The 26,221-nt window shown below is 69.2% G+C and carries 21 protein-coding genes; 12 read left to right on the top strand and 9 right to left on the bottom strand.

The genetic code is table 11. The features are described 5' to 3' along the window. Nucleotides 1-77 precede the first annotated feature (77 nt). The 6 genes from ACIBHX_RS45090 (at nt 78) to ACIBHX_RS45065 (ending at nt 10,632) form a co-directional block, all read left to right on the top strand. Nucleotides 78-1,391, top strand: a complete 1,314-nt coding sequence (locus ACIBHX_RS45090; protein ID WP_397074244.1) for a cation:proton antiporter — start codon at nt 78-80, stop codon at nt 1,389-1,391. Continuing rightward, nucleotides 1,388-2,755, top strand: a complete 1,368-nt coding sequence (locus tag ACIBHX_RS45085) for a pyridoxal phosphate-dependent decarboxylase family protein (RefSeq protein ID WP_397074243.1) — start codon at nt 1,388-1,390, stop codon at nt 2,753-2,755. The genes ACIBHX_RS45090 and ACIBHX_RS45085 overlap by 4 nt, the downstream gene beginning before the upstream one ends. Next, nucleotides 2,752-3,345: a GNAT family N-acetyltransferase gene (locus ACIBHX_RS45080; RefSeq protein ID WP_397074241.1), complete on the top strand. Its 594-nt coding sequence runs from the start codon at nt 2,752-2,754 to the stop codon at nt 3,343-3,345. The genes ACIBHX_RS45085 and ACIBHX_RS45080 overlap by 4 nt, the downstream gene beginning before the upstream one ends. Then, nucleotides 3,342-3,968 carry a DUF6875 domain-containing protein gene (locus ACIBHX_RS45075; protein ID WP_397074239.1) on the top strand — a complete coding sequence of 209 codons (627 nt, stop codon included), beginning with the start codon at nt 3,342-3,344 and terminating at the stop codon, nt 3,966-3,968. The genes ACIBHX_RS45080 and ACIBHX_RS45075 overlap by 4 nt, the downstream gene beginning before the upstream one ends. Nucleotides 3,969-4,062: 94 nt before the next feature. After that, entirely contained in the window at nt 4,063-9,471 is a 5,409-nt protein-coding gene (locus ACIBHX_RS45070) for a carboxyl transferase domain-containing protein (RefSeq protein WP_397074237.1), read from the top strand. Between the two features lie 90 nt (nt 9,472-9,561). Then, nucleotides 9,562-10,632 (top strand): integrase core domain-containing protein, encoded by a 1,071-nt coding sequence (locus ACIBHX_RS45065; protein WP_397074235.1) that lies wholly within the window; start codon nt 9,562-9,564, stop codon nt 10,630-10,632. 286 nt (nt 10,633-10,918) lie between these two features. On the opposite strand, the gene ACIBHX_RS45060 is transcribed toward ACIBHX_RS45065, so the two are convergent. The 5 genes from ACIBHX_RS45060 to ACIBHX_RS45040 all read right to left on the bottom strand — a co-directional run bounded on the left by ACIBHX_RS45060 (nt 10,919) and on the right by ACIBHX_RS45040 (nt 14,172). Next, a complete protein-coding gene (locus ACIBHX_RS45060; protein WP_397074234.1) occupies nt 10,919-11,662 on the bottom strand; it encodes an SDR family NAD(P)-dependent oxidoreductase in 744 nt (247 codons plus the stop codon). Between the two features lie 333 nt (nt 11,663-11,995). Then, complete coding sequence (locus ACIBHX_RS45055) at nt 11,996-12,538, bottom strand: ricin-type beta-trefoil lectin domain protein (RefSeq protein WP_397074232.1); 543 nt, start codon at nt 12,536-12,538, stop codon at nt 11,996-11,998. A gap of 150 nt (nt 12,539-12,688) precedes the next feature. Further along, on the bottom strand, nt 12,689-13,063 hold the full coding sequence (locus ACIBHX_RS45050) for a DUF6069 family protein (protein WP_397074230.1): 375 nt from the start codon (nt 13,061-13,063) through the stop codon (nt 12,689-12,691). Between the two features lie 230 nt (nt 13,064-13,293). Beyond that, complete coding sequence (locus ACIBHX_RS45045; protein ID WP_397074228.1) at nt 13,294-13,443, bottom strand: hypothetical protein; 150 nt, start codon at nt 13,441-13,443, stop codon at nt 13,294-13,296. A gap of 15 nt (nt 13,444-13,458) precedes the next feature. Then, complete coding sequence (locus tag ACIBHX_RS45040; protein WP_397074226.1) at nt 13,459-14,172, bottom strand: FAD-dependent monooxygenase; 714 nt, start codon at nt 14,170-14,172, stop codon at nt 13,459-13,461. A 55-nt stretch (nt 14,173-14,227) separates the two neighbouring features. Here ACIBHX_RS45040 and ACIBHX_RS45035 point away from each other — a divergent pair, with 55 nt between their 5' ends. Both ACIBHX_RS45035 and ACIBHX_RS45030 read left to right on the top strand, forming a co-directional pair. Further along, the gene (locus tag ACIBHX_RS45035) at nt 14,228-15,367 is read left to right on the top strand and encodes a sensor histidine kinase (protein WP_397074225.1); all 1,140 of its coding nucleotides are present in this window, start codon (nt 14,228-14,230) and stop codon (nt 15,365-15,367) included. Then, complete coding sequence (locus ACIBHX_RS45030) at nt 15,355-16,008, top strand: response regulator (RefSeq protein ID WP_397074224.1); 654 nt, start codon at nt 15,355-15,357, stop codon at nt 16,006-16,008. Before ACIBHX_RS45035 ends, ACIBHX_RS45030 begins: the two co-directional genes overlap by 13 nt. A 166-nt stretch (nt 16,009-16,174) precedes the next feature. On the opposite strand, the gene ACIBHX_RS45025 is transcribed toward ACIBHX_RS45030, so the two are convergent. Together ACIBHX_RS45025 and ACIBHX_RS45020 are read right to left on the bottom strand one after the other, a co-directional pair. Further along, entirely contained in the window at nt 16,175-17,335 is a 1,161-nt protein-coding gene (locus ACIBHX_RS45025; RefSeq protein WP_397074353.1) for an alpha/beta hydrolase, read from the bottom strand. A 659-nt stretch (nt 17,336-17,994) separates the two neighbouring features. After that, a complete protein-coding gene (locus ACIBHX_RS45020; protein WP_397074222.1) occupies nt 17,995-18,771 on the bottom strand; it encodes a class I SAM-dependent methyltransferase in 777 nt (258 codons plus the stop codon). A gap of 166 nt (nt 18,772-18,937) precedes the next feature. On the opposite strand from ACIBHX_RS45020, the gene ACIBHX_RS45015 reads away from it, so the two are divergent. Next, nucleotides 18,938-20,152 (top strand): sensor histidine kinase, encoded by a 1,215-nt coding sequence (locus ACIBHX_RS45015; protein WP_397074221.1) that lies wholly within the window; start codon nt 18,938-18,940, stop codon nt 20,150-20,152. Then, the gene (locus ACIBHX_RS45010; protein WP_397074219.1) at nt 20,149-20,775 is read left to right on the top strand and encodes a response regulator; all 627 of its coding nucleotides are present in this window, start codon (nt 20,149-20,151) and stop codon (nt 20,773-20,775) included. Before ACIBHX_RS45015 ends, ACIBHX_RS45010 begins: the two co-directional genes overlap by 4 nt. 132 nt (nt 20,776-20,907) lie before the next feature. Here the strand turns inward: ACIBHX_RS45010 and ACIBHX_RS45005 are convergent, their stop codons facing one another. Then, complete coding sequence (locus tag ACIBHX_RS45005) at nt 20,908-21,108, bottom strand: transposase (RefSeq protein ID WP_397074218.1); 201 nt, start codon at nt 21,106-21,108, stop codon at nt 20,908-20,910. Between the two features lie 415 nt (nt 21,109-21,523). Here ACIBHX_RS45005 and ACIBHX_RS45000 point away from each other — a divergent pair, with 415 nt between their 5' ends. Both ACIBHX_RS45000 and ACIBHX_RS44995 read left to right on the top strand, forming a co-directional pair. Continuing rightward, complete coding sequence (locus tag ACIBHX_RS45000; protein ID WP_397074216.1) at nt 21,524-22,573, top strand: hypothetical protein; 1,050 nt, start codon at nt 21,524-21,526, stop codon at nt 22,571-22,573. A 269-nt stretch (nt 22,574-22,842) separates the two neighbouring features. Then, nucleotides 22,843-25,188, top strand: coding sequence for an FHA domain-containing protein (locus ACIBHX_RS44995; protein ID WP_397074215.1), 2,346 nt, complete (start codon nt 22,843-22,845; stop codon nt 25,186-25,188). Between the two features lie 307 nt (nt 25,189-25,495). Here the strand turns inward: ACIBHX_RS44995 and ACIBHX_RS44990 are convergent, their stop codons facing one another. Beyond that, nucleotides 25,496-25,921 carry a hypothetical protein gene (locus ACIBHX_RS44990; protein ID WP_397074214.1) on the bottom strand — a complete coding sequence of 142 codons (426 nt, stop codon included), beginning with the start codon at nt 25,919-25,921 and terminating at the stop codon, nt 25,496-25,498. Nucleotides 25,922-26,221 lie beyond the last annotated feature (300 nt).

Here is a 26,221-nt window from a genome sequence, read left to right as displayed (position 1 = left end):
TCTTTCTCTCGGTGGAATTCCGGCGCCTCCGTGCGAATCTGAGAATCCGTTTTCCGAGCTCCGGAGGAGGCGTTTCCATGACGCCCATTGCCCCGCCGCCGGCCCCGCACACACTGCTCCTTCTGCTGCTGCAAATAGGTGTGCTCCTGCTGCTCGCCCTCGTGCTCGGCCGGGTGGCCGTGAAGCTGCGGCTGCCCCCGCTGGTGGGCGAGTTGGGTGCCGGCGTGTTACTCGGCCCCTCGCTGTTCGCCCACGTCGCGCCCGGGCTCGAGTCCTGGCTGCTCCCGCGCCAGGCCGAGCAGTTCCACCTGCTGGACGGCGTCGGGCAACTCGGCGTGCTGCTGCTGGTCGGCATCACCGGCGCCCACCTGGACATCAAGCTGATCCGCCGCCAGGGCGCCACCGCGGCCAAGGTCAGCGGGTTCGGCCTGGTGATCCCGCTCGCCTCCGGCATCGGGATGGGGCTGCTGCTGCCCGCCGCGCTCACCGGCGGGAAGGGCCAGACCGTGTTCGCGCTCTTCCTGGGCGTGGCCATGTGCGTGAGCGCCATCCCGGTGATCGCCAAAATCCTCCTGGACATGAACCTCATGCACCGCAACATCGGGCAGCTCACGCTGACCGCCGGCATGGTCGACGACGTGTTCGGCTGGCTGATGCTGTCGATCGTGTCGGCCATGGCCACCAGCGGGCTGACCGCCGGCTCCGTCGGCCTGTCGCTGGCCTACGTCGCGGGCGTGCTGATCGTGGCGTTCGTGGTGGGCCGCCCGCTGGCCCGCACCGCCTTCCGGCTGGCCTCCCGCTCACGCGAGGAGACCCCGACGATCGCCACCACGGTCGTGCTGATCCTGCTGGCCTCGGCCGGCACGCACGCCCTCGGGCTGGAGTCCGTCTTCGGCGCGTTCGTCATGGGCCTGGTGATCAGCGCGTACGGCCGGCCAGACCGGGCCAAGCTCGCCCCGCTGCGCACGGTCGTCGTCGGGGTGCTCGCCCCGATCTTCTTCGCCACCGCCGGGCTGCGCATGGACCTGACGGCGCTGGCCCGGCCGGATGTGCTGGGCTTCGCCGTACTCATCCTGGCCGTGGCGATCGCCGGCAAGTTCGCCGGCGCCTACCTCGGGGCGCGCACGAGCAAGCTGGGCACCTGGGAGGCGCTGGCGCTCGGCGCGGGCATGAACGCGCGCGGCGTCGTCGAGGTCATCGTCGCCACGGTGGGCCTGCGGCTGGGCGTGATCAGCACCGAGGTGTTCACCATCATCATCCTGGTGGCCGTCGTCACCTCAGTCCTCGCGCCGCCGATCCTGCGGCTGGCGATGGCCAGGCTGGAGACCACCAAGGAGGAGCACGAGCGCAGGGCAGCCCACTTCGAGCCCGCACTGGAGCGGGTGGGATGACGGAGCTGGATCTGCGCCACTGGCTGGGGTGCGCGGTCGACACGGTCGAGGCGTGGGCAGCGGAGTTCGGTCCGTTCGCCGCGCACCCCGCTCATCAAGTCGGCGCGGCGGAGTTCGGTGCCGCCTTCGCCGACCTGGGCAAGCGGCTGCGCGACAACTACCCCTTCTTCCACCCGCGCTACATCGGGCAGATGGTCAAGCCGCCGCACCCCGCCGCGGTGATCGGCTACGTGACCGCGATGCAGCTCAACCCCAACAACCACGCCCGCGAGGGCGGCCCCGCCACCGCCGACCTGGAGCGCGAGGTGATGGAGGCGCTGGCCGCGATGTTCGGGCTCGAGCGCCACCTCGGGCACCTGACCACCAGCGGGACCATGGGCAACCTGGAGGCGCTGTTCGTGGCGCGCGAGATCCACCCGGACCTCGACATCGCCTACAGCGCCGACAGCCACTTCACGCACGCCCGGATGTGCCACGTCCTGGGCGTGCGGGGGCACGCGGTCCCCACCGACGCGCGCGGCCGGATGGACCTGGACGCGCTGGAGGATCTGCTGCGCACCGGGCGCGTCGGCACCGTGGTCGTCACCGCCGGCACCACAGGGACCGGCGCCGTGGACCCCGTCCACGAGGCGCTCGCCATGGCCCGGCGGTACGGCGCGCGGGTCCACGTGGACGCTGCCTACGGCGGTTTCCACGTGCTGCTGGCCGGGGAGGGGCTGTTCGATCCGCGTCCTTGGCGGGCGATCGCCTCCTGCGACTCGGTCGTGGTCGACCCGCACAAGCACGGGCTCCAGCCGTACGGCTGCGGCGCCGTCCTGTTCGCCGACCCGGCAGTGGCACGTCACTTCCTGCACGACTCCCCCTACACCTACTTCACGCCGTCCGACCTGCACCTGGGCGAGATCAGCCTGGAGTGCTCGCGGGCGGGCGCCGCGGCGGCAGCGCTCTGGCTGACCCTGCGGCTGCTGCCTGCGACGCGCGAGGGGCTCGGCCGGGTCCTGCTGCCGGGGGTGCTCGCCGCCCGTGAGTGGGCGGGGATGCTGGAGGCCTCGCCGTACCTGAGCCTGTACCAGGCTCCCGAGCTGGACATCGTCACGTACTTCCCGACCGAGGCGACGCTCGGCGGTGTCGACGCCGCCTCCGCCCAGGTCCTCGCCGACGGCATGGCGGGGCCCGATCCCGTCTACGTCAGCGCCCTGCGCGTCGAGGCCCCTGCGTTCACCGCGCGCCATCCCGCGCTGGCGGCCGACGCCACCGGCGCCCGGATCCTGCGCAGCGTCCTGATCAAACCGGAGACAGGCGACCACCTCGGGCACCTGCACCACCGCCTGGAGGAGCTCGCCGCTGGAAGGACTTCCCGATGACCCTGTCGAGCCTGACCATCCGCCCGGCCACGGCCGCCGACGCGGAGCCCCTGGTCGCGCTGCTGGCCGAGGCGTTCGCCGATGACGCGCTGACCGTGTGGGCCTTCCCCGATCCCGTACGGCGGCGCCAGATCCTGCCCGGCTTCTTCCGCGCCTTCTACGACCTGGCCCTGGCCCAGCGGGGCACCTACACCACCGACGACCGGCAGGCGGTCGTGCTGGCGACCCCGCCGGGCGCCGCCGACCCGGGCGAGGCGTTCGCGCGCCGGCTCGCGGCCGCGGCGGGCGAGTACGCCGACGCGCTGATGACGATAGTCGACCTGCAGGAGCTCTACCACCCGGCCAGCCCGCGCCACCTCTACCTGGGCTTCGGCGCGGTGTCGCCGGAACGGCAGCAGACGGGCCTCGCCAGCGCGGTGATGGCGCACCTGATGGAGGAGTGCGACCGTGACGGGACGCCCGCCTACCTGGAGGCCAGCTCGGCGGGCGGCGCGGCGGTCGCGCGGCGCTTCGGCTTCGAGCCGCACGGGCCGCTGATCCACATCCCCGGCGGGCCGCAGCTGCGGCCGATGTGGCGGGATCCGCGATGACCGCTCCCCAGGTGTGGACGGCGGCGGAGGTGATGGAGCTCGACCACCCCTGGGCTCCCGAGCTGCGGAAGGTCCTGGACTGGAGCCGGGAGTTCCTCACCCAGGGCCATCCCGACCTGGGCCGGCCCGGACCGGTCTGCCCGTTCAGCGCGCCGTCGCTGCGCCGCGGCCTGTTCCGTTTCGCGGTGGAGGAGGGCGAGGTCGCCGACGACACCATCGCGGCTTATCGCGGCCTTTTCCTGGACATGTTGGAATCGCTTTCTCCGGAGCACCGGGAATTACTGACATTTGTCGTGGTGCTGCCGGGCATCGACGGGGACGCGCTGGATTTCCTGCAGCGGCGGTTGAAAGAGGAATATGTGGGCGCCGGGCTGATGATCGGCCAGTTCCATCCCACCTGCGCGGAACCGGGATTGTGGAACGCCGATTTCCGCCCGCTGCGCTCGCCGATCCCGTTGCTGGCCATCCGCACGATGCTCGCCTTCGACCTGCCGTTCCTGTGGGAGGAGGGCCACCTGAGCTCCTACCTGGAGCGCTTCGCGGGCGGCATCCCGGCCAGGATCCGCGGATACCTGGTGGACCGGGTGGCGCCGCGTCAGTCCGGCGAACTTTCGACCCAGTGAGGCGATCTTTCGTCGCGACGCATCGGCGGGCGGCGTTCCCGCCTCTACCTTGAAGCAACGGTTGTCCCGGGTGATCAACGAAAGGGCTGGTCCCGTGTACGGTCGTGTCGCCATCGTGAACCGCGGGGAGGCCGCGATGCGGCTCATCCACGCCGTCCGGGATCTGTCAGCGGAGACGGGGGCGCGGATCGAGACGGTCGCGCTCTACACCGACGCCGATCGCGCGGCGATGTTCGTGCGGGAGGCGGATCTGGCCTACCCGCTGGGGCCTGCTTCCGCGCGGCCGTACCTCGACCATGCGGTGCTGGAGCGCGCGCTGGTCGAGACCAAGGCCGATGCGGCGTGGGTGGGGTGGGGGTTCGTCGCCGAGGATCCGGCGTTCGCGGAGTTGTGCGAGAAGATCGGCGTCACGTTCGTCGGGCCGAGCGCGGAGGCGATGCGCAGGCTGGGTGACAAGATCGGCGCGAAGCTGATCGCCGAGGAGGTCGGCGTCCCGGTGGCGCCGTGGAGCCGGGGTGAGGTCGCCACGCTGGAGGAGGCGCTGCGCGCCGGTGCGGAGATCGGCTACCCGCTGATGCTCAAGGCCACCGCGGGTGGCGGCGGGCGCGGTATTCGCCGCGTCGATTCCGCCGAGGACCTGGCCGAGGCCTACGAGCGCACCAGCCAGGAAGCACTGCGTGCGTTCGGCTCCGGCGTCGTCTTCCTGGAGCGACTGGTCACCGGCGCCCGCCACGTCGAGGTGCAGGTGATCGCCGACGGCCAGGGCACCGCGTGGGCGCTGGGGGTGCGCGATTGTTCGGTGCAGCGCCGCAACCAGAAGATCATCGAGGAGTCCGCGTCGCCGGTGCTCGGCGCCGAGCAGGTCGCGGAGCTGAAGGCGGCGGCCGAACGGCTGGCGGTCGCGGTGGAGTATCGCGGGGCGTGCACGGTGGAGTTCCTCTACCACCCGGGCGAGAAGCTGTTCGCCTTCCTGGAGGTCAACACCCGCCTGCAGGTCGAGCATCCGATCACCGAGATCACCACCGGCACCGACCTGGTCCGCCTGCAGTTGCACGTGGCCGCGGACGGAGTGCTGGAGGGGCCGCAGCCGGGCGAGTCGGGTCATGCCGTCGAGGCCAGGCTCAACGCCGAAGACCCCGACCGCGACTTCGCGCCCGCCCCCGGCCGTATCGCCCGCCTGATCCTGCCCGCAGGCCCCGGCATCCGCGTCGACACCGGGGTCAGCGAGGGCGACACGATCCCGGCCGACTTCGACTCGATGATCGCCAAGATCATCGCCTACGGCCGCGACCGCGACCAGGCGCTCGCCCGGCTGCGCCGCGCCATGTCCGAGACCACGGTAATCATCGAGGGCGGCGCCACCAACAAGAGCTTCGTCCTTGACCTGCTCGACCAGCCCGAGGTGATCGACGCCAGCGCCGACACCGGGTGGATCGACCGCGTACGCGCGCAGGGCCGCCTGGTCAGCCACCGCCACTCCGCGGTCGCGCTGGCCGCCGCCGCCATCGAGGCCTACCGCGACGAGGAGGAGATCAGCCGCCGGCGGCTGCTGTCCACCGCCTATGGTGGCCGGCCGCAGGTGCGGCACGACCCGGGCCGCCCTCTCGACCTGAAGCTGCGTGGCGCCGGCTACCGGGTGAGTGTCGCCCGGGTCGGCCGGCAGCGTTTCCGGGTGAACGTCTCGGGTGCTCCCGCCGACGTCGAGGTGGAGCGCTTCGACGCCCACTCCGGCCAGATCGTGGTCAACGGGCACCGCTACCGGCTGGTGTCGGCCGCGCACGGCCCGATCCACCTGGTCGAGGTGGACGGTGTCACGCATCGGGTGAGCCGGGATGAGGGTGGCGTCGTCCGCTCGCCCGCGCCGGCGCTGGTGGTGGCCGCGCCGCTGTCGGTCGGTGACGAGGTCGAGCCGGGCGCCGCGCTGCTGGTGCTGGAGTCGATGAAGATGGAGACGGTGCTGCGTGCGCCGTTCCGTGCCCGGGTGCGGGAGTGTCCGGTGATGGTCGGCAGCCAGGTCGAGACGGGCGCGCCGCTGGTGCGCCTGGAGCCGCTGGGTGACGAGGCGCAGGAGGAGTCGGGCGGCACGGTCGAGCTCGATCTGCCCACCGAGCGTGACGGCGTGTCGGCTGCCGACCGGGTGGAGCGGGGGTTGCAGGACCTGCGCAGCATCCTGCTCGGCTTCGACGTCGACCCGCACGACCACAAGCGGGTCCTGTCGGACTACCTGGCCGCCCGTGCCGAGCTGGGCGGTCCGCTGCTGGAGGGCGAGCTCGACCTGCTCACCGTCTTCGCCGACCTGTCCGAGCTGAGCCGCAACAGGCAACACGGCGGGCACCTGCACAGCGCCCGCGAATACCTCCACACCTACCTGCAGAGCCTCGACATCGAACGGGCCGACCTGCCGCAGTCCTTCCAGGCCAAGCTCGCCAAGGCGCTCGGCTACTACGGCGTGACCAGCCACGACCGCACCCCGGAGCTCGAGGCCGCGGTGTTCCGGCTCTTCCTGGCCCAGCAGCGCGCCTCCACCGACGCGGGCCTTGTCGCGGCACTGCTGCGCGAGTGGCTCCGCATGGCGCCGCCCGGCCAGGATCTGCGCGAGCGCGCCGGACTCGTCCTGGAGGCGCTGCTGTCGGCCACCCAGATCCGCTTCCCGATCGTGTCCGACCTGGCGCGCGTCGTCGTCTACACCTGGTTCGCGCAGCCGCTGCTGCGCCGCGACCGCGCCCGTGTCTACGCCGACGTCCGCAAGCACCTGCGCCACCTCGACCTCAACCCCGACGCGCCCGACCGCGCCGAACGCATCGCTGAGATGGTCCGCAGCACCGAACCGCTGGTCCGGCTGCTCGGGCAGCGCCTGGTCCGGGACGAGCTGGACAACGCGGTCATGCTGGAAGTACTGACCCGGCGCTACTACGGCAACAAGGCCCTGCTCTCCGTGCGCACAGACCGCGCCGCCGGGTGCACGTTCGTCGTCGCCGAGCGCGCTGGGTCCTGCGTGGCCTCGGCCGCGGTCGGCTTCGACGCGCTCGGCCGTACGCTGGAGGGCTTGGCCGAGGTGGCAGGCGGCGCGCAGGCCGTCGACGCCGACATCTACCTGTCCGGGGAGGGCCAGCCCGCCGACTCTGAGGCGATGGCGGCCGCACTGGGCGAGGTCATCGACGCCCACCCGCTGCCCGGCCAGGTGCGCAGGCTCACCGCCACCGTCGCCGGCCGCGACGGCGCCGTGATGCACCACCATTTCACCTTCCGCCCCTCCGGGAGCGGAATGTCCGAGGACCGGCTGATTCGCGGCCTGCATCCCTACATCGCCCAGCGCATGCAGATCGAACGGCTCAGCAAGTTCGACCTCACCCGGCTGCCCTCCACCGACGAGGAGGTCTACCTCTTCCGTTGCGTCGCCAAGGACAACCCTGCCGACGAGCGCCTGGTGGCCTTCGCCCAGTTACGCGACCTGACCGAGCTGCGCGACCAGGACGGCCGGCTGGTGGCACTGCCCGCGGCCGAGGACGCCGTCACCGCCTGCGTCGACTCCATCCGTCGCCACCCGTCCGACAAGCGGCTGAACGTCAACCGGATCGTCGTCTACGTCTGGCCGCCCTGCCACGTCAGCCGCGAGGAACTGGAGCCGATCGTCCGACGCGTCCTGCCGACGACCCTCGGCGCCGGGCTGGCCGAGACCGAGTTCATCGGCCGCCGGCGCGACCCGGAGACCGGCGAGCTCACCAAGATCGCCGTGCGGATCTCGCTGGGTGCCGCGGGGACGACCGAGCTGACCATCGGCGAGCCGTCCGACGAGCCCATCGAACCGCTGGACGACTACCGGCAGAAGGTGCTGCGCGCCGCCCGCCGCGGCACCCTCTACCCCTACGAGCTGACCGCCATGCTCGGCGACTTCACCGAATACGACCTCGACCAGCACGGCGTACTCGTACCGGTCGACCGATCCAAGGGCAGGAACTCGGCCGCCCTCGTGGCAGGCGTCATCACCACCCGCACCGAACGCCACCCCGAAGGCATCACCCGGGTACTGCTGCTCGGCGACCCCACCAAATCGCTCGGCGCGCTGTCGGAGCCGGAATGCGCACGGGTCATCGCCGCCATCGACCTGGCCGAACGGATGCGGGTCCCGCTGGAATGGTTCGCGCTGTCGGCCGGCGCGCGGATCTCCATGACCTCCGGCACCGAGAACATGGACTGGGTCGCCGCCGCGCTCAAACGGATCGTCACCTTCACCCAGGACGGCGGCGAGATCAACATCGTCGTGGCCGGCATCACCGTCGGCGCCCAGCCCTACTGGAACGCCGAAGCCACCATGCTCATGCACACCAAGGGCATCCTGGTCATGACCCCCGACTCGGCCATGGTTCTGACCGGCAAACAATCCCTCGACTTCTCCGGCGGCGTCTCCGCCGAGGACAACTTCGGCATCGGCGGCTACGACCGCGTCATGGGCCCCAACGGCCAAGCCCAGTACTGGGCGCCCAACCTGCCCGCCGCCCGCGACGTCCTGATGGCCCACTACGACCACACCTACGTCGTCCCCGGCGAACACGCACCCCGCCGCGCCGACACCACCGACCCCACCCAGCGCGACATCTCCGACTACCCGCACGACATCCCCGACAGCGACTTCACCACCGTGGGGGAGATCTTCTCCGCCACCCACAACCCCGACCGCAAGAAGCCGTTCGACATCCGCACCGTGATGCGCGCGGTCTCCGACCAGGACCACCCGGTGCTCGAACGCTGGGCGGGCATGGCCGACGCCGAAACCTCCGCCGTGGCCGACGTCCACATCGGCGGCTGGCCCGTCTGCCTGATCGGCATCGAGTCACGCTCGGTGCCCCGGCGCGGCTTCCCCCCCACCGACGGCCCCGACACCTACACCGCGGGCACCCTGTTCCCCCGCTCGTCGAAGAAGACCGCGCGGGCGATCAACGCGGCGTCCGGCAACCGGCCGCTGGTGGTGCTGGCGAACCTGTCCGGGTTCGACGGCTCCCCGGAGTCGATGCGCAAGCTCCAGCTCGAGTACGGCGCGGAGATCGGCCGGGCGATCGTCAACTTCGACGGGCCGATCGTGTTCTGCGTGATCTCCCGCTACCACGGCGGCGCGTTCGTGGTGTTCTCCAAGGCGCTCAACCCGAACATGACCGTGCTGGCGCTGGAGGGCTCGTTCGCCTCGGTGCTCGGCGGCGCCCCGGCGGCTGCCGTGGTGTTCTCCGGTGAGGTGAACAACCGCACCGCGACCGACCCACGGGTGACCGACCTGCAGGCGCGGCTCTCGGCGGCCGGCGGCGTCGAGCGGGCGGCGCTGAACGCCCAGCTCGCCGAGGTGCAGTCCGCCGTACGGGCGGAGAAGCTCGGTGAGGTCGCCGCGGAGTTCGACCGGGTGCACAGCATCCAGCGCGCGGTCGAGGTCGGCTCGGTCGACGCGATCATCAGGGCCGCCGAGATGCGCCCCCGTATCATCGAGGCCATCGAACGCGGGATGGCAGGCCTGTAGGGCGGTTCTCCGATCGGACTACGCAGCTCGGCGGTACTCGTTGATCGCCCCTCCAAGTATTTCGTGGCTGCGTCTGCCGAATGATCCGCTGTGCTGCTTCGCTTGGCCTACCTGACTGTCACGAACGCCTTCGCCGCGCTGCGGTTGCTGCGCATGAGTGATCAGGACAAAGACGTGGAAATTCTCGTTCTACGTCATCAGATCGCCGTCCTTGAACGCCAACTCGGCGCTGACACGAGAGTGCGATTCGCGCCCGAGGACCGGGCCCTTCTCGCCGCTCTCCTGACCTCACTGCCGCGTGCGGTTCTGCACCGGCTGCGGCTTCTCGTCCGGCCGGACACCGTGCTGCGCTGGCACCGCGACCCGATGAGACGTCGTCACGGCCGTATCTGCCGGCCCAAGCGCCCCGGGCGCCCACCCACAGTCTGCTCCATTCGCGCCCTCATTCTGCGCCTGGTTCGGGAGAACCCGAGCTGCGGCTATCGGCGGGGCCACGGAGAGCTGACCACGCTCGGCATCAAGGTCGCGCCGTCCACCGTCTGGGAGATCCTCAAACAGGCAGGCCTCGACCCGGCACCCGAACGGGCTTCCACCACGTGGGCCGACTTCCTGCGCTCGCAAGCCGACGCCATACTGGCCTGCGACTTCATCGAGACCGTCACTCTCAGCGGGCAACGCCAGTACGTCCTGGCGGCCATCGAGCATGCCACCAGACGCGTCCGCGTGCTCGGCACCACCGCTCACCCGAGCGCGAACTGGGTCACCCAGGCGATCAAGAACCTGGTGATGGACCTGGACGATGCAGGCTGCCGAGCGCGCTTTCTGCTCCGGGATCGGGATGGGAAGTTCCCGGCCATCGTGGACGAGGTCCTCGCCGAGGCCGGCATTACGACGGTGCTCACCGGCATTCGGATACCGCGGATGAACTCCATCATGGAACGGTGGGTGCAGTCCTGCCGCCACGAGCTTCTCGACCGCTGCCTCGTCTGGAACGAACGCCACCTTCGGCATGCCCTGCGCGAGTACGAACGGTTCTACAACCGGCACCGAGCACATCAAGCCCTGAACCATGCGGCTCCACTGCATCCCGTCCCGGACCCGATCATACGCCGACGAGACCGGCTCGGCGGCATCCTTCACGAGTACTCACATGCTGCTTGACCAGCATGGATGGAATTATCGGCAGGCGCAGTGCCGTACCACCAAGTCCTCGCGAGTGAGCATCGCCGGATCGGGCGGGGCATCGCCACCCTCGCGCTCCTGGTGGGAGACTTGTTCGCGGCCGAAGCGGCTTTCGCCTCCTTCTGTCCACCGTCGACGGGATAGCCCGCACCCGCCCAATATGCGCGGGCCGTTCCACCGCCAGGCAGCAACCGCAGCAGTAGCGCGCTCCGACCTTCCCCGGCGTTGACGACGCCCACCCTCATCAAGAGGCGGACCGCCATATTCAGGCTGCGCTGCCGCCATCGACCACCAGATCGGTGCCGACGGCGTAGTCCGCCTCGGGCGAGGCCAGATAGAGCACGGCACCGGCGATCTCCTCCACGGTGCCGACTCGCCCGCTGGGGTTGACCGCTTTGAGCCGCTCAGCCCGGTCCGCCTCCCTCTCCCCCGGCCACCTCGACATCGCAGTGTCGCAGAGCCCAGGACTCACGGCGTTGATCCTGATCCCGTCGCCGATGTACTCCAGCGCCGCCGTCCTGGTCAGCGCGCTCACGGCAGCCTTGGAGGCGATGTAGGCGCCCAAGCCCCGCTGGCGGCGATGAGCGCCGAGGTTGGAGGAGTTGTTCACGATGATCCCGCCGCCCCGCTCGCGCATCCGCGCGATCTCGTACTTCATCGACAGCCACACGCCCGTCAGGTTGACCGCCAGCACCCGGTCCCAGATCTCCCTGTCCATGTCGGCGACGTGGCCGAGGGTGCCGATGCCCGCGTTGTTGAAGGCGATGTCCAACCTGCCGTGCCGCTCGACGACCGTCGCCACCATCCGCTCGGCGTCCGCCTCGTCCGTCACGTCCGCGACCACCAGGCTCGCGTCCCCGCCAACCGATTCGACGGTCTCGGCCAGTGTCTTCTCGGTACGGCCAGCCACCACCACGGTGGCTCCCTCCCTGCCGAACGCTCGCGCCGTGGCCTGCCCGATCCCGGACCCACCCCCAGTCACCAACACCACTCGATCATGAAATCTCATGACGTTCGGGCCGGTCGCTGGAAGACAACGGTGTACCCTCCACCTGGCCGGGGCCCGGCGATCCCCGCGCACTGCCGGCCCGCCTCACCTCGCGCGGCAAGCAGTGCGTCGAAGGCCTTGTCCTGGATATCGCCCATCATGGTCGTCGGCACCTTCTCGGTCTCGATCTCCCACTGCGGCCACTGGAACTGCACTGTGATCTGTTCCCTTTCTGCTCTGCGGTCGGTCTGCCCATCGAGGGCGCCACACCAAGATCATTTACTTCCGGCCCTGTCGAAGCGCATACCGCCTGCCGATACCTGCGGCTCGGCGCCACGCCTGGGGTCTATCCGCTCAGCCGCTCGTGCTGGCCGACCAGGCGTAGTAGCCGTTCGAAATGTTCGTTTTAATTCTTTCGTCGGTGTAGACCGAACCGGCCGATCCCGGCGATGTCCTGGCCTGGGTGCCCCAGTAGGACTCGAGGTAGCCGTAGCCCGAGCCGTCGGTCAGGTAGTCGAAGCGCCACTTCTGGTTTTTGTCGCCCTCGTCGCAGCTGCTCTGCCAGACCGCGTTGGCCTTGGTCGCGCCCGACGCGTAGTCGGTCGTCAGGCAGCGGCCGGTTGCGCTGTTGACCAGCAATTTCAGGTTCCACGAGCTGGAGGAGGCCCAGTGCCACTGCTGCGCACCGTCCGAGGTGCGGCATGGGCCCTCAAAGACGGCGTTCGATGAGGTGCTGGCCGTGAGGCAGCCCCGCTCATAGTTGTCGAACCGCCAGTACGTCGTAGCCGCATGGGCGGGCGACAGGGACGACGACGTCCAGAGCAGGGTGGCACTTAGGCCGGCGAGGAGGGCAGCCCCTCGCCAAGATCGACCGCGGACGCCCGCTTGGGTGCTCACGTATATCCACCTTCCTTTCGCTGCGGAAGAAATGATCAAGCTGATTCGCCCTCTGACAAGTCAGCGATGCGCGGCCGTCGCAACGGCGCGAGGGCGAACGACGTGCAAGACGCGACGAAGCTCGCGCTCGCAGACAGCCGATGGGCGCGTTCATCGAGTGCGTGCCCTACGGCTCAGGCCGGGGATGAGCACCGCGGCGACGACCAGGTGCATCCCAGCCAGTGTCAGCGTGCTCGCTACTCCGACGGCGGCGCCGAGCGGCCCCGTCATCGACAGCACCAGTACCACTACGGCGATGATCGTCCAGGCCCGTCTCGGTTGCTTCAGGGTCCGTTCCAGGACCGCCAGCAGAGCCCAGGCAGCCAGTCCTGCCAGCAGACTCGCCGCGGCGACCGCGCCCGGGCCGACGGACTGAACCGCTCCGCCGGGTCGAACGGTCAGGCTGATGCCTGCCACCAGGGCGGCCAGAGCCCAGACGACGAGTGCGACGGCCGCCGCCGCGGCCACCGTCAGTGCCCGCCTCACGGCGGTACGACCTGCCGGAATGGGGGTGATGCCACTGGACACGCGGTTCCTCTCAAGGATGGAGCTTCACGTCCGACAGCGTGCCGCCGAGGTGTGCGGGGCCGCATCCGGCACGCGGTCGCGGTGGCTCCTTCCGCGGTAGAGACGGGCTCCTACTTTGGTAGGTGCAGGCGCCGCCGGAGCTGGCATTAGCCTGTGGCGCAACCCTTGGGCTGCGCAGCGGTGGCGTACTAGAGCATCTGGTCGTACTGCTGAGCGATCAGCTCCACCAGCGCGGAGCGGGTGACCATGATCTTCGCCGTGCGGGAGGGCTCACCAGCGTTCGACCGTCCAGGCGTGCCGATAGTGCAGCTGGGCGCGCTGACCGAAGAGGCGGGCACGCAGCTGCTCACCGATCACGCGCCGGACCTGCACGTCTCAATACGCCAAGGGATACTGTCCCAGGCGCGGGGGAACCCGCTCACGCTGGTGGAGCCGGCCAGGGCGCTCACCGCCGCCCAGCGGACGGGACCGAGCGGATGGACGAGCACGAGATGAGCCTCATGCCCGCCTCCCGGCGGGTCCAGCGGATCTTCGACGGGCGGATCAGCGCACTGCCGGCGCCGCTCGATCGTGAGGCGGGGGCATTGATGATGTTCGAGGCGATAGCGGCGACGTGGGATGCACCGGCCCCGGATGCTGCCGCCATGGACACAGTCCTCGACCTGCTTCTCCGGCCAGATCACTCCGCGATCTTCGCCACCGCTGTCACCGAAGGAATGGCAGTGGATGGCGAACGCGGCGAAGCCCGCCTGGGCGAAACCGGCGGCATTGGCGATCAAGCCCTCCTTGCCGCCCACGCCGCGGTGTCCCAGCATGATGACCGGGGCGGGGCCGCTGAGGTCGCCGGCGGTGGCCGCGTCCTCGATCGCCTGGCACGCCCCCTGGCCCATGTCCGGCGTGACAGCATGCGCGGCGGCGCCCAGCAGGACGACGCGGCCGTGTACGTACGTGGACAGCGGGTCGAGATCGTTGATTTCAACGTGCGGCACGGCCTCGCCAGGTGTCGCGTCGAGCAATTCTCCGACCTGCTTGTGCCAGCCCTGGACCTCCCGTCTCGAAAGGGCCACGGGGTCGGACTTTGGTAGGTAACGGCTCTGCCCCACCGGCGGCTAGCCTTGGCCGATGAGCGAGATCCGGCCCCCGCGACCTGCCGCCATGGCAGGCGTGATCGCCAGCGTGGGTGTGCTTGCTGCTGTGACGCTATGGGCGCGGGCCAGCACGCACACGTCCATGCTCGGTCTGGACATCGCGGTTGCGGCGGTGAGTCTGGTCGCGGCGCTCGCCCAGTTGTGGTGGCCGGTGGCCGGCGCGCTGGTCGCCACCTTGCTCGCGGTGGTGTCGCCGGTGGCGACCCCGGCAGCGACGTTGGGGGCCCTGCAGGTGGCCCGGCGTCGGCGACTTCCCGCCGCGGCCGCGGTGGCGGCGGCTGGTATCGCGGCGCACCTGGTGCAGGGGCTATGGCGGCCGAACGCCGGCATATCTCTCGGCTGGTGGCTGGTGCTGACCGGTGTGGGATACGGCGCGCTGCTCGGCTGGGGCGCGCTGGCCCAGGCACGCCATGCGCTCCTCATCTCCTTGCGCGAGCGCGCCCACCGCGCGGAAGCTGAGCAGGGCCGGCGGATCGCCGAGGCCAGGATGGCCGAGCGGAACAAACTCGCCCGTGAGATGCACGACGTCCTGGCGCACCGGCTGTCGTTGGTGGCCACCCACGCCGGCGCGATGGAATACCGGCCGGACTCCTCGCCCGAGCAGCTCGCCCGTGCGGCGGGCGTGGTCCGCGCCGGCGTGCATCAGGCGTTGGAAGAACTGCGCCAGGTGATCAGCCTGCTCCGCGACGAGGACGATGGGCACGACGTCGACAAGGCCCAGCAACCCACGCTGGAGGACTTGCCTGGCCTGGTGGTCGAGGCGCGCCAGGCCGGAGACCAGGTCCGGCTGCAAGACGAGGTCGTCGACGCCGACTCCTTGCCTGCCGCCGCAGCCCGGACCGTCTTCCGCCTCGTACAGGAAGGGTTGACCAACGCTCGCAAACATGCCCATGGCCAGCCGGTCGAGGTATTGCTGCACGGCAGTCCCGGGACACGCCTCCTTATCACCGTCCGTAACCCGCTCCCCGAAAAAGGCTCGGCGCCCACTACCCCTGGTAGCGGCACCGGTCTGATCGGGCTGACCGAACGGGTACGCCTGGCGGGCGGGCAACTGGACCACCACGCCGCCGGCGGGGAGTTCCGGCTGCAGGCTTGGCTACCATGGCCAGCGTGATCCGCGTGCTTCTGGTGGACGACGACGCCCTGGTCCGGGCAGGGCTGTCCATGATGCTGGATGGTGCCGGTGACATCAGCGTCGTTGGCGAGGCCGCCGACGGCCAAGAGGCGATCACGGCCACCGACGCGCACGCCCCCGACGTCGTCCTGATGGACCTGCGGATGCCGCACGTGGACGGCATCACCGCTACCCGCCGATTGCGCGCCCGGGCGCACGCGCCGGACGTGATCGTGCTGACCACTTTCGACACCGACGAGAACATCCTGCACGCGCTGCGCGCCGGAGCCAGCGGGTTCCTGCTCAAGGACACCCCGCCCGCACAGATCGTCGAGGCGGTCACCCGGGTCGCGGCCGGAGATCCGATACTGTCGCCGCGGATCACCCGCAGGCTGATGGACCGCACCGTCGCGCAGGCCGGAGCCTATGAACGCGCACGTGCCGTGCTGGGCGGCCTCACTTCGCGGGAACACGAGGTGGCCCTTTCGATCGCACATGGGAAAACCAACGCCGATATCGCCGCGGAGCTCTTCATGAGCGTCACGACCGTCAAGGCACACGTCTCCAGCATCCTCACCAAGCTCAGCCTGGACAACCGCACCCAGATAGCGCTCCTCGCGCACGACGCGGGCCTGGCCTGATCTTTCGTCGTCCGCTACCTGGATGCGGGACGGCCAAGCCCCGTGACCACGGCCGAGCCGACTCGCGAGCTGGGCGTCTCCTGGCCTCGGTCAGTCAGCACTTGGCTTTCGCCTGCTTGACGGCAGTGCGTCCGATATCACTCCCCACGGTTGACCACGCTCGTGGTCACTGCACCTGGCCGCGTGATCTGACCCAGGCGGTGAACGCCTCGATCGCGTCCACGACCTGTGTGAAGCGGAAGGATTGGAACAGATCGAAGGCGTGCTGCGCGCCGGGCAGCTCGGCGTAGACGACCGGATGGGCTGACACGCTGCGTAGCGTGTCGGCGAACTGTCTGGCCTCCTCGACGAAAACGTACGTGTCGTGGTCGCCATGGGCTAGGAAGATCGGCGGGCAGTCCTGGGTCACATAGGAGATCGGTGAGGATTCAGGTCCCTGGCCGTAGTAGTTGCCGTAGTAGCCGTACAGGCTGATCGCAGCCGTGACTGTGGTGTTGACGTGCTCAAAGCCGGGCTGGAATGCCGGGTGATTGGGGGTGAGCGCGCACAGTGTGGCCAGGTGGCCGCCCGAAGAGCTGCCCGCGATGGAGATCGACGAAGGGTCGGCGCCGTATTCCTGGCCGTTCTCGCGCACCCAGGCGATCACCCTTTTGGCGTCGATCAGGTGGTCGGGGAAGGTGGCTGACGGCCGCAGACGGTAGTTGGCGCTGAAGCACACCCAGCCTTGGCTGGCCAGCCGGTATAGCAGGGGCCGTGCCTCCTTGTCCTTCCTACCGGTGAAGTAGCCGCCGCCGTGGAAGTAGACCAGCGTGGGGCCGTCTGGCTTATGAGTGCGGTGGTGGTAGACGTCGAGTGTGTTGCGCCTGCCTGCCGGGCCATAGGAGATGCCGGCGAGCCTGCGCACATCGCGGCGGCGCACGAAGATGGGTCCGAGCAGGATGCGAGCCAGCGGCAGGCGGCGACGGAGCCGTACTGCGAGCACGTCGGCGATGTCACCGTGCCAGCTTTCGCCGAGCGCGTCTGCCATGGCCGCGTCGAGGACCGGCCCGGCGCGCACTCCGCGGACGAACAGCACGGTAAGACCCGCCATTGTCAGTACGGCTACCGCCGCCGTCGCCAGGCCTCCAGGTGTGTCGAGGTCGCCTTGGTGAAATGCCAGCAGCGTGGCGGCCAGCAGTAGGTAGAAGGCGACGTGCGGCACCTCGTTGATCACGATACCGAGGCGAAAGCTGATGGCGGCCAGCAGCGGCGTGCGGCGCGGCGCTACCAGGGCGAACCACATGCACAATGCGACGAGCAGGGTGGGCAGCAGATAGCCGAGAGGCATCTTCACACAGGCAGTGTCGCCGCAGTGCCTGGACGGCCGCATCGGACGCGTGGTCGCACCGGATACGACAGGTGGAGGGCCGCACCCCGACTTTAGTAGGTGCCGGTCTGTGCGGAAGCATGGCGACCTTGAATGCAGTGTCGTGGTAGGCCGGATCGTCCATGTCGTAGCAAGCACAGGCATCGAAGGAGATCCGGCAATGGAAGGGTTCAGAGCGCGGTTCAAGCGCTTCGGGTTCGATGGCGATGAGGTGCCACTGAGCCGGTCGATGTGATCCCACTGCGGACGGCCATCGAGCTGACGGCGGAGTACCTGGTTCTCGTGACGGAGCACCAGCAGCTCAACGTCCTTGGACAGATCAGCGCGGACCAGCACCGTCAACAGGCCGAACAAGCCCCTCACCAACTGATAGACAAGCGACAACAACACCCCGCGATGGTCGCAGCCTCCGCTCTGATCATGCAGCAATACCCCAGCTCACAGCATGAAACCGAGTTTCCGAGCGGTACCGGAGAAGGCGGAAAGGCCCAGTTCCCAGGCCACAACAGCGGGTATCCGGGGAGCCAGAGGCGGTTGGGAACTCAGGGGCTATTTCTTACTCTCGGGCGGCGGACGGGCCTCCACATACCGACCCGCCCACCAAGATCTTCAAGACACTCCTAACGCCGGTTGGTGACCCGGAGCTTGGACTGGCCGTGCGGGAGTTCCTCCCAGTCCGTCATGAACTGTGCGGTCAGGCCGTGCTTCTCGGCGAGGGCGACCAGCGTCTCGGTGCGGTAGTAGAAGTCCTCCCGCAGGACGTGGTGTTCCTCTCCCTCTGTACGGTCGTAGGTGAAGTCGAACCAGCCGCCCGGCACGAGCACTCGGCCGACGCTGGCCAGGCACTCCTCGATGACCGGGAGCGGCGTGTGCGAGAAGACGCTGTGCGCGTGGACGACGTTGAAGTGGGCGTCGGGCAGGAACCGCAGGGTGAGGTCGCGCACGGGCGTCAGCATGGGGAGCCGCTTCTCCAGACCCATCTCCACGATCGTGTCCTGCGCAGCGAAGAGGATGTCCGGCGAGATGTCGATGCCGTAGTAGTGGCCAGGCTCCAGGTGCCGGATGAACCGCCAGCCGCCACGCAGGTTGCCGCACCCGATCTCCAGCATGCGGTGCTCGGGGCGCAGACCATGGCCGAGGAGGTAGTCGAATTGCATCGCGCCGAGGGCCAGCCAGCGCTCCCGGCTGCGGCTGCCGACTGCCGCGTCCGGGTCCGCGCGGGTGTCGGAGCGCATCACAGCGCGGTAGTAGGAGATGTGGTCGGGGTGACGGTAGCGCAGCCAGGCGTCCCGGGTGGTGCGAGCCAGATGGCGGGGTACCCGGGCGGGGTGGCGCAGGGCGTAGGCGAGGCGGTGGCGGAAGGTGGAGCGGTTGGCGGTGAGGTTCTTGGCGGGCATGCGCTTCGGTGCCTTTCCGAGGTGGCCGGATCCTTGCTGACAGCCTCGGGGCGTGGGCGGGGCGTGCGGTTCGGTCAAGTGGAGCGGATTCGGGGGTGGTTCAGGTGACCCCGCTGTCAGCCGATCGGATGATGCGCTCCCGTGTCCGTCACGTTAGACATGGAGGATGGACCGCACCGACCCGGACGAACGCTGGCTGGTCACGACCGTGCACGTCGCGTTCTTCCTGCTGCTCGGCTCCTCGTTCGCCCGCTTCCTGATCCACGGCCAGGGCGGGGCGCCGACCGGCTTGGTGGTCGCACTGTTCGCGGTCTTCTGCCTGCTCTACATCCTCGGGCACTTCCTGGCTCCGGGGCCGCGACCGGGCTCCACGCCCACCGCCAGCCATCTGGCCTGGCTGGCCTGTGTATCCGTCGTCTGGATCGTCCTCGTCGTCCTCGCGCCGAGCGCCACCTGGTGTGCGATGCCTCTGCTGTTCGTCGGTGTGCACGCGCTGCCCTCACGGATCGCGGTGGGGCTGGCCGCCGTACTCACCGCTCTGGTCGTCGCCTCCGAGATACGCGTGGCCGCCGGGACGCTCAACCCCAACATGGTCGTCGCCCCGATCGCCGTCGCAGCGGCCGCCACCGCCGCACTGGTGTATCTCCAGCGGCAGGCGGCCCGGCAGCGCGCGCTGATCGACGATCTGGTTCGCACCCGCCGTGACCTGGCGGCCACGGAGCGGCGGGCGGGTGTCATGGCGGAGCGGCAGCGGCTGTCCACTGAGATCCACGACAGTCTCACGCAGGGCCTGTCCAGCCAGCAGATGCTGCTGCAGGCCGCGGAGCGGGTGTGGCAGACGGCCCCGGACACGGCCCGCGAGCACATCCGTAAGGCGTCCGGGATTACCTCGCGCTGCCTCGCCGAGGCCCGCCGTTTCGTGCATGACCTGGCGCCGGCCGACCTCGCCGAGCTTTCCCTCCCTGCGGCCCTGGGCGCGCTCGCCGAGCGGGAGAGCGGCCCGGGCCTGGCGGTGGAGTTCCGGCTCGACGGCGACCCGCGCCCTCTCCCGGAACTCGCCGAAGCGGCCCTGCTGCGCATCGCCCAAGGCGCGCTGGCCAACGTACGCGAACACGCCGCCGCGACTCGCGCCGCGCTCACCCTGACCTGTCTGGACGACCAGATCTCGCTGGACGTTGCCGACAACGGTCGGGGTTTCGACGTGGCCGCCCTGGCGACCGTGGCCGCAGGCCGGGCACGCGGCCACGGGCTGCCGGCCATGCGCATCCGGGCCAGGCAGTCCGGTGGCACGCTCACGGTGGAGTCCACGCCGGGCGAAGGCACGGTCGTATCGGTCGCAATCCTTCTGGTGCCCGCCCCTCAGAAGGCGCCGGTCGCATGAACACGCCGATCCGTCTCCTCCTCTGCGACGACCACGTTGTCGTACGAGCCGGGCTGCGCGCCCTGCTGTCGAGCGCCGACGGCATCGAGGTGGTGGGCGAGGCTGGCAGCGGCGATGAGGCGCTCGCCATGGCCGCCCGCACCCACCCGGACGTCGTGCTGATGGACCTTCAACTCGGCGACGGAATGGACGGTGTGACGGCCACGAGGAAGCTGACCGCGGGTGAGGGGCCGCGCGTTCTGGTGCTGACCATGTTCGACACGGACGCCGACATCGCGCGCGCGATCGAGGCGGGCGCCACAGGGTATCTCCTGAAGGCGGAACACCCGGACGAGCTCTTCACGGCGATCCACAACGCGGCCTCCGGCCATACGGCCCTGTCGGCCCCGGTGGCCGACCGCCTCCTGGCCCGGATGCGCAGCCCGCGCCCCGCCCTCTCCGAACGCGAGCACGAGATCCTCGGCCAGCTCGCCCGCGGCCTGAGCAACCGCGCGATCGCGCGGGCCTTGTTCATCAGCGAGGCGACGGTGAAGACCCATCTCGGGAGGATCTACGGCAAATTGGGGGTGGAGACACGGGCGGGCGCAGTGGCGGTGGCCAAGGAGCGACGGCTGCTGCCGTGACGCGGGCAACACGGGCCGCCGTGGCCTCGGTTGCTCGCGCCACTCCTTCAACTCGTCCAGCATGCTGCAGCGGCAGACCTCTCGCCCTCGATTGTCCTGGGCGATCGTGCACTGATCTCCGCGCTGGCCCGGTTACTGCCTGCGTGTCGGCGTGCCGGGATTTTCGTTACGCCCGGCACGCGGCTGCGCATACCGGTTCACCCAACTGCCCAGGGTGCTGGGGTTGATCCCGAACTCGCGCGCCACCGACGCGACCGTCCGCTCGCCCTCCAGCACCATGCGGATGGCTTCTTCCTTGAACTCGGGTGAGAACTGCCTGCGACGCCTCGTCACGTACCTACCTCTTCCAGACTTCTGTCAGCTGATGTAGCCGACTGTCCGGAATTTCTAGGGCGCCTCAGCGGCGGCTGTCATGCCGTGTCCCGTTCACGCGAGCAACCGGTGAGCTTTCCATCAGCGGGGTGCCGGCCCTCACGTCGCACCCGCCAGCGCCGTCCAGCGGGAGCGAATCCTACGAAAGTCGTATTCCCCACCCGTACGACCAGCCATTCGTCGTTTCCTGAACCAACCGTTCGACCTGCCGTACAGCACGCCGACTGCTGTGCAATGGGCGCGTGGATGCGAATCCAGGCCATGCACAAGTGATACGGCGTGGGGAAAGCGCCCCGATCCTGCCGTGGGTCGCACGCCACGCCCATGCACGGCTCGCCGGGCAGGGCCTGGACGGATCAATGTCGGAAGGTGGGAGATGGTCGTGGTCGATCGTTCGGGAGCGCAGCCGCCGTACAAGGGGCGGCGATGGGCAGCTTTCACACTGGTCGTCATGGCGCCGGTGTGCGCGGAGTTGACGTTCGGCGCCATGCCCCTGCGCTGGGCGTGGCTGATGTTTCCGCTGTTGGTGCCGATGTACGGGGCGGGCGTGCTGCTGATCAGGGAGGCGGTGCGTCGCGCCGGCGGCGGTTGGCCGAGCCTGCTGCTCCTCGGCGTCGCCTACGAACTCGCCGAGGACGGGATCGCACTACAGGCCCTATCCAGCCCGCACCTCTACGGCGCGGCCACGTGGGGCCCGCGGGTGCTCGGCCTCAACACCACTTACTGGGAATCGCAGATCGGCTACCACCTGGTGTTCAGCGTGATCATTCCCATCGTCCTGACCGACCTGCTCTTTCCCGCCCACCGCGATCGCCCCTACCTGCGGCGAGGCGGGCTCATCGGCGTAGGCGTAGCCGCGGTCCTCGGAGTGGCGATCGTGCGCCTGTCCATCCCGCCCGTCGCGGACCCCGGGTATCAGGCGCCTGTGCCCGTTCTGGTGGGCTTGGTGCTGGGGATCGCGGTACTGGCCCTGCTCGCTCTGCGAGTGCTGCCCGGCCGTACGCCGTCACCCGCCCCGGGACGGACGGCGCCACACCCCGCGGTCGGCGGGGTGCTCACCGCGCTGGCGACCGTCGCCTTCCTGGGCCTGCTGATCCCGTTAAGAACACCGCCCGCCGGCGGCCGCGGCCTGTGGGTGCTGATCCCTATGGTTCTGGCGACCGGCCTCGCTGTCGGCCTGGGGCGGCTGATCTACCGCTGGTCCCCCGGCTTGACCAACCGGCATCGAGCCTGGCTGGTCGGGGGCGCGCTGGTGAGCCACACTCTGATCGGCGCGGCCGTGCTCGCGTCAACCAGTTTTGACCGTGTTGGGCTGATCGTCCTGGCCCTCCTCACGGTGGTTTTGCTGGCCTGGGCATCGCACGCCGCGCCAGGGGCGGGAGAACGTGCTGGTACAGCGGGAGGTCCCAGGCCATCGCGTAGATAGCCCAAGCACGCTGATGCCGGCCTCGCCGATCGGGTCCGCGCCATGCGGGAGATCTGGACCACCGAGGAGGCCGAGTACCACGGCGAGTAGCCCGGTCAGCTCGACGCGTACGCCGCCGCGAGTGCCGACCGCAGCCTGTGAAACGTTGCCTTCTTTCGGGGACCGTGTCTACGGTCAACTGTCCGAGGCTCGATGATTGGTCCCCTCTTGTCCTCCGGGAGAAAGGCGGTCTCGTGACGCAGCTTGTCATCGAAGGCCATGGCGTATCCGTGACCCTAGATCCGGGCCGTTCGTACCAGCTGGGCCGCGACCCGAGGTCGGATGTCGTCGTCAGCACCGATCGGGTCTCGCGTACGCACGCTGTGCTGCGGTTCGAGGCCGGCCAGTGGATCTTGGAAGACGCGGGCAGCCGCAACGGCACGTTCGAGAACGGCCACCGCATCCAGCGGGTTGTCGTCAGCCCAGGAACCAGAATCAACCTCGGTGACCCGAAAGAGGGCGAACTCATCACCTTCCGCGGGGTTCCGTACCAAGCCTCGGCACCCACGCAGGGAGCCGCGCCCTACGTGCAGGCACCTCCTTTACGCGCAGGCGGCGCGTCGGAGATGCCGGCGACGCCTACGGTCCGCTTCCCGCGCGTCGGGCAGTGGCGTGAGCCAGCCGCCGTCAGGAGTCTCAGCGGCGCGCAGGTCGTGCGTATAGGCCGGGCGCCTGAAAACGACATGGTCGTCACCGATCTTAGGGTGTCCCGGCGACATGCCGAGCTCCGGATCACCGGCGGCGTCCACGAGATCGTCGACGTGGGCAGTCGCATGGGCACGTACGTCAACGGCCGTCGCGTGCAGCAGGCCTCCATCTCCCCGAACGATCTCATCGGCATCGGGCCCTCGACGTTCCAGCTCGTGGGCGACACGCTCATGGAGTACGCCGACACGGGCGAGGTCTGCCTCCAGGCGCACGACCTCACCGTCACCGTGGGCGGCGGCAAGGTGCTCCTGGACCACGTGACCTTCCCGGTCGGCGAGAAGTGCCTGCTGGCGATCGTCGGCCCCAGCGGTTCGGGCAAGTCCACCCTGCTGCGCGCACTCACCGGGCTGCGCCCGGCCGACCAGGGCGTCGTCACGTACGACGGGCGCGATCTCTATCGCGACTACGCCGAACTGCGCTCGCGGGTCGGGCTCGTGCCGCAGGACGACATCCTGCACAGCCAGCTCACCGTACGGCGCGCCCTCATCTACGCCGCGGAGCTGCGCTTCCCCGACGACACCAGGCAGCACGAGCGCAAGGCGCGCGTCGACGAGGTTCTCCAGCAGCTCGGGCTCGAGAACCGCAAGGACAACCGCATCTCCTCGCTGTCGGGCGGCCAGCGCAAGCGCGTCAGCGTCGCCCTCGAACTGCTGACCAAGCCCTCACTGCTCTTCCTCGACGAGCCGACGTCCGGCCTGGATCCGGGGCTGGACAAGTCGGTGATGCAGATGCTGCGGGGCCTGGCCGATGACGGCCGTACGGTCGCCGTCGTCACCCACAGCGTCGCCAATCTGGACGTCTGCGACCGGCTCCTGGTGATGGCGCCGGGAGGGAAGATCGCCTACTTCGGCCCGCCGGAAGAGGCGCTGCCGTTCCTCGGCTTCACCGACTGGGCGGACGTGTTCCTGGCCTTCGACGACCCGAACAGAGACTGGGCCGGCGAATACGCGCGATCTTCACCGCATCAGAAGTACATCGCGGCCGACATGATCGCGCCGGTCGCGATGAGACCCCCCGTACAACGAGAGATCCCGCCGAAACAGCAGAGCTGGCCGGAGCAGCTCAGTACGCTGGTGCGCCGTTACTGCCGTGGCATCGTGGCGGACCGGTTGTTCCTCGGCCTCACCGTCGCCCTGCCGATCGTGATGGGGCTGCTCGCTCGCGTCGTCCCGACCGGCAACCTGATGGGACCGCCGAACAGCAACGGCAACTCGGCGAATCTGCTGCTGATTCTGTGCATCGGCGGCTGCCTGACCGGCGCGGCGAACGCGGTGCGCGAACTGGTCAAGGAACGCGCCATCTATCAACGAGAACGGGCGGTCGGGCTGTCCAGATCGGCCTATCTCTGCTCCAAGCTGCTCGTGCTCGGCCTGATCACCGTGGCACAGGGCATCGTACTGACCTACGTGGCGATGCTGAATGTCAAGACGTACGACAAGGGCGTGTTCACGGCGCCGCTAACCGAGCTCTCGCTCGCCGTCGCGCTGTTGTCGTTCACCGCCATGACCGTGGGCCTGCTCATCTCCGCGCTGGCCAAGACCAGCGAGATGACCATGCCGCTGCTCGTGCTCGTCACCCTGATCCAGCTGGTCTTCTGCGGGGCGCTGGTACATCTGGACGGCAAGCCCGTGATGGAGCAGATCTCCTGGCTCGTACCGGCTCGCTGGGCGTTGGCCGCGTTGGCGGGCACTCTCAACGTGGGTCAGCTCATTCCGCACGTCCAGGATCCGCCGGACCCCTTGTGGAGCCAGGACTTCGGCACCTGGTTCCTGGACATGAGCGCCCTGGCCGTGCTCGCGGTCGTCTGCGCATTCCTGGTGGCTCGCATGCTGCGCCGCCACGAACCGGCGGTGATGCGCGGCAAGTGACCGACGAAGGTGTTGGCGCTGCAGTAGCCGTATCACCGGCCTTTCGCGCGAGGTGTGACGAGTCCTGACTCGTAGGCGAGCGCGACCACCTGAGCCCGGCTCGAGAGGCAGAGCCTGCCATTGTGCCTGCCGAAAATTGCATCCATGCAGTTCAAGCGGCATGTGAGTACTCGTGGAGGACTCCGCCGAGTCGATCGCGTCGGCGTATATTCAGGTCGGCGATGCCGCAGGTGGCCTTCGTTCCAGAGCAGGCACCTTTCCAAGAGCTCACGGCGGCACGACTGCACCCACCGCTCCATGACCGCGTTCATCCGCGGCATCCGGACACCGGTGAGCACGGTCTGGATGCCGGTGCCGACAAGGATCTCCTCCATGCGGACTGGAACCGGTGGCGAATCAGATGTCGCGCTCGGCAGCCGGCGTCCTCCAGGTCCATCACGAGATTCTTGATCGCTTGGATGACCCAGGTGGCGGCCGGATGGGCGGTGGTGCCCAGTACCCGGACCCGCCTGGTGGCGCGCTCGATGACGGCCAGGATGTACCGGCGCCGCCCGTTGAGGGTGACGGTCCCGATGAAGTCGCAGGCCAGTAGCGCGTCGCCTTGGGAGCGCAGGAAGTCTGCCCACGTCACAGATGCCCGCTCAGGGGACGGATCCATGCCTTCCTGCTCGAGGATCTCCCAGACGGTGGAAGGCGCGACCTTGATGCCGAGGGTGGCGAGCCCGCCGTGCACGCACCGGCAAACCCCACCAGAGGTTCTCTCAGACCAGCCGCAGAAATGAACGCACCGCGCTGCCGTTCAAGAACGGTGATCTGGTGACGCAAGGCAAGAATCTCGATCCCCCAGCGGTAACAACCGCAGCACAGCGAAGGCGTTCGTGACGGCCGGATAAGCCAGGCGGAGAATCACAAGCGATCATCTTGCCGCGACTCTGTCCCTTCCGAGAGCAGCGCCGGCGCACGAAGAGATCAGTCAGACAAGCGGAATGACCTGCATGGATGGCACTATCGGCAGGGACAGTGTTACCGTCCC

The organism is Nonomuraea sp. NPDC050536 (assembly GCF_044457685.1).
Lineage (GTDB): Bacteria > Actinomycetota > Actinomycetes > Streptosporangiales > Streptosporangiaceae > Nonomuraea.
The sequence above is the reverse complement of the archived record's forward strand: the minus strand, read 5'-3'. Positions and strand labels throughout refer to the sequence as shown.

What these genes read in the sequence shown, in the direction of transcription:
- ACIBHX_RS45090 (WP_397074244.1), top strand. Translation starts at nt 78, where the DNA reads ATGACGCCCATTGCCCCGCCGCCGGCCCCGCACACACTGCTCCTTCTG.
- ACIBHX_RS45085 (WP_397074243.1), top strand. Translation starts at nt 1,388, where the DNA reads ATGACGGAGCTGGATCTGCGCCACTGGCTGGGGTGCGCGGTCGACACG.
- ACIBHX_RS45080 (WP_397074241.1), top strand. Translation starts at nt 2,752, where the DNA reads ATGACCCTGTCGAGCCTGACCATCCGCCCGGCCACGGCCGCCGACGCG.
- ACIBHX_RS45075 (WP_397074239.1), top strand. Translation starts at nt 3,342, where the DNA reads ATGACCGCTCCCCAGGTGTGGACGGCGGCGGAGGTGATGGAGCTCGAC.
- ACIBHX_RS45060 (WP_397074234.1), bottom strand. Translation starts at nt 11,662, where the DNA reads ATGAGATTTCATGATCGAGTGGTGTTGGTGACTGGGGGTGGGTCCGGG.
- ACIBHX_RS45035 (WP_397074225.1), top strand. Translation starts at nt 14,228, where the DNA reads ATGAGCGAGATCCGGCCCCCGCGACCTGCCGCCATGGCAGGCGTGATC.
- ACIBHX_RS45030 (WP_397074224.1), top strand. Translation starts at nt 15,355, where the DNA reads ATGGCCAGCGTGATCCGCGTGCTTCTGGTGGACGACGACGCCCTGGTC.
- ACIBHX_RS45025 (WP_397074353.1), bottom strand. Translation starts at nt 17,335, where the DNA reads ATGCCTCTCGGCTATCTGCTGCCCACCCTGCTCGTCGCATTGTGCATG.
- ACIBHX_RS45020 (WP_397074222.1), bottom strand. Translation starts at nt 18,771, where the DNA reads ATGCCCGCCAAGAACCTCACCGCCAACCGCTCCACCTTCCGCCACCGC.
- ACIBHX_RS45015 (WP_397074221.1), top strand. Translation starts at nt 18,938, where the DNA reads ATGGACCGCACCGACCCGGACGAACGCTGGCTGGTCACGACCGTGCAC.
- ACIBHX_RS45010 (WP_397074219.1), top strand. Translation starts at nt 20,149, where the DNA reads ATGAACACGCCGATCCGTCTCCTCCTCTGCGACGACCACGTTGTCGTA.
- ACIBHX_RS45000 (WP_397074216.1), top strand. Translation starts at nt 21,524, where the DNA reads ATGGTCGTGGTCGATCGTTCGGGAGCGCAGCCGCCGTACAAGGGGCGG.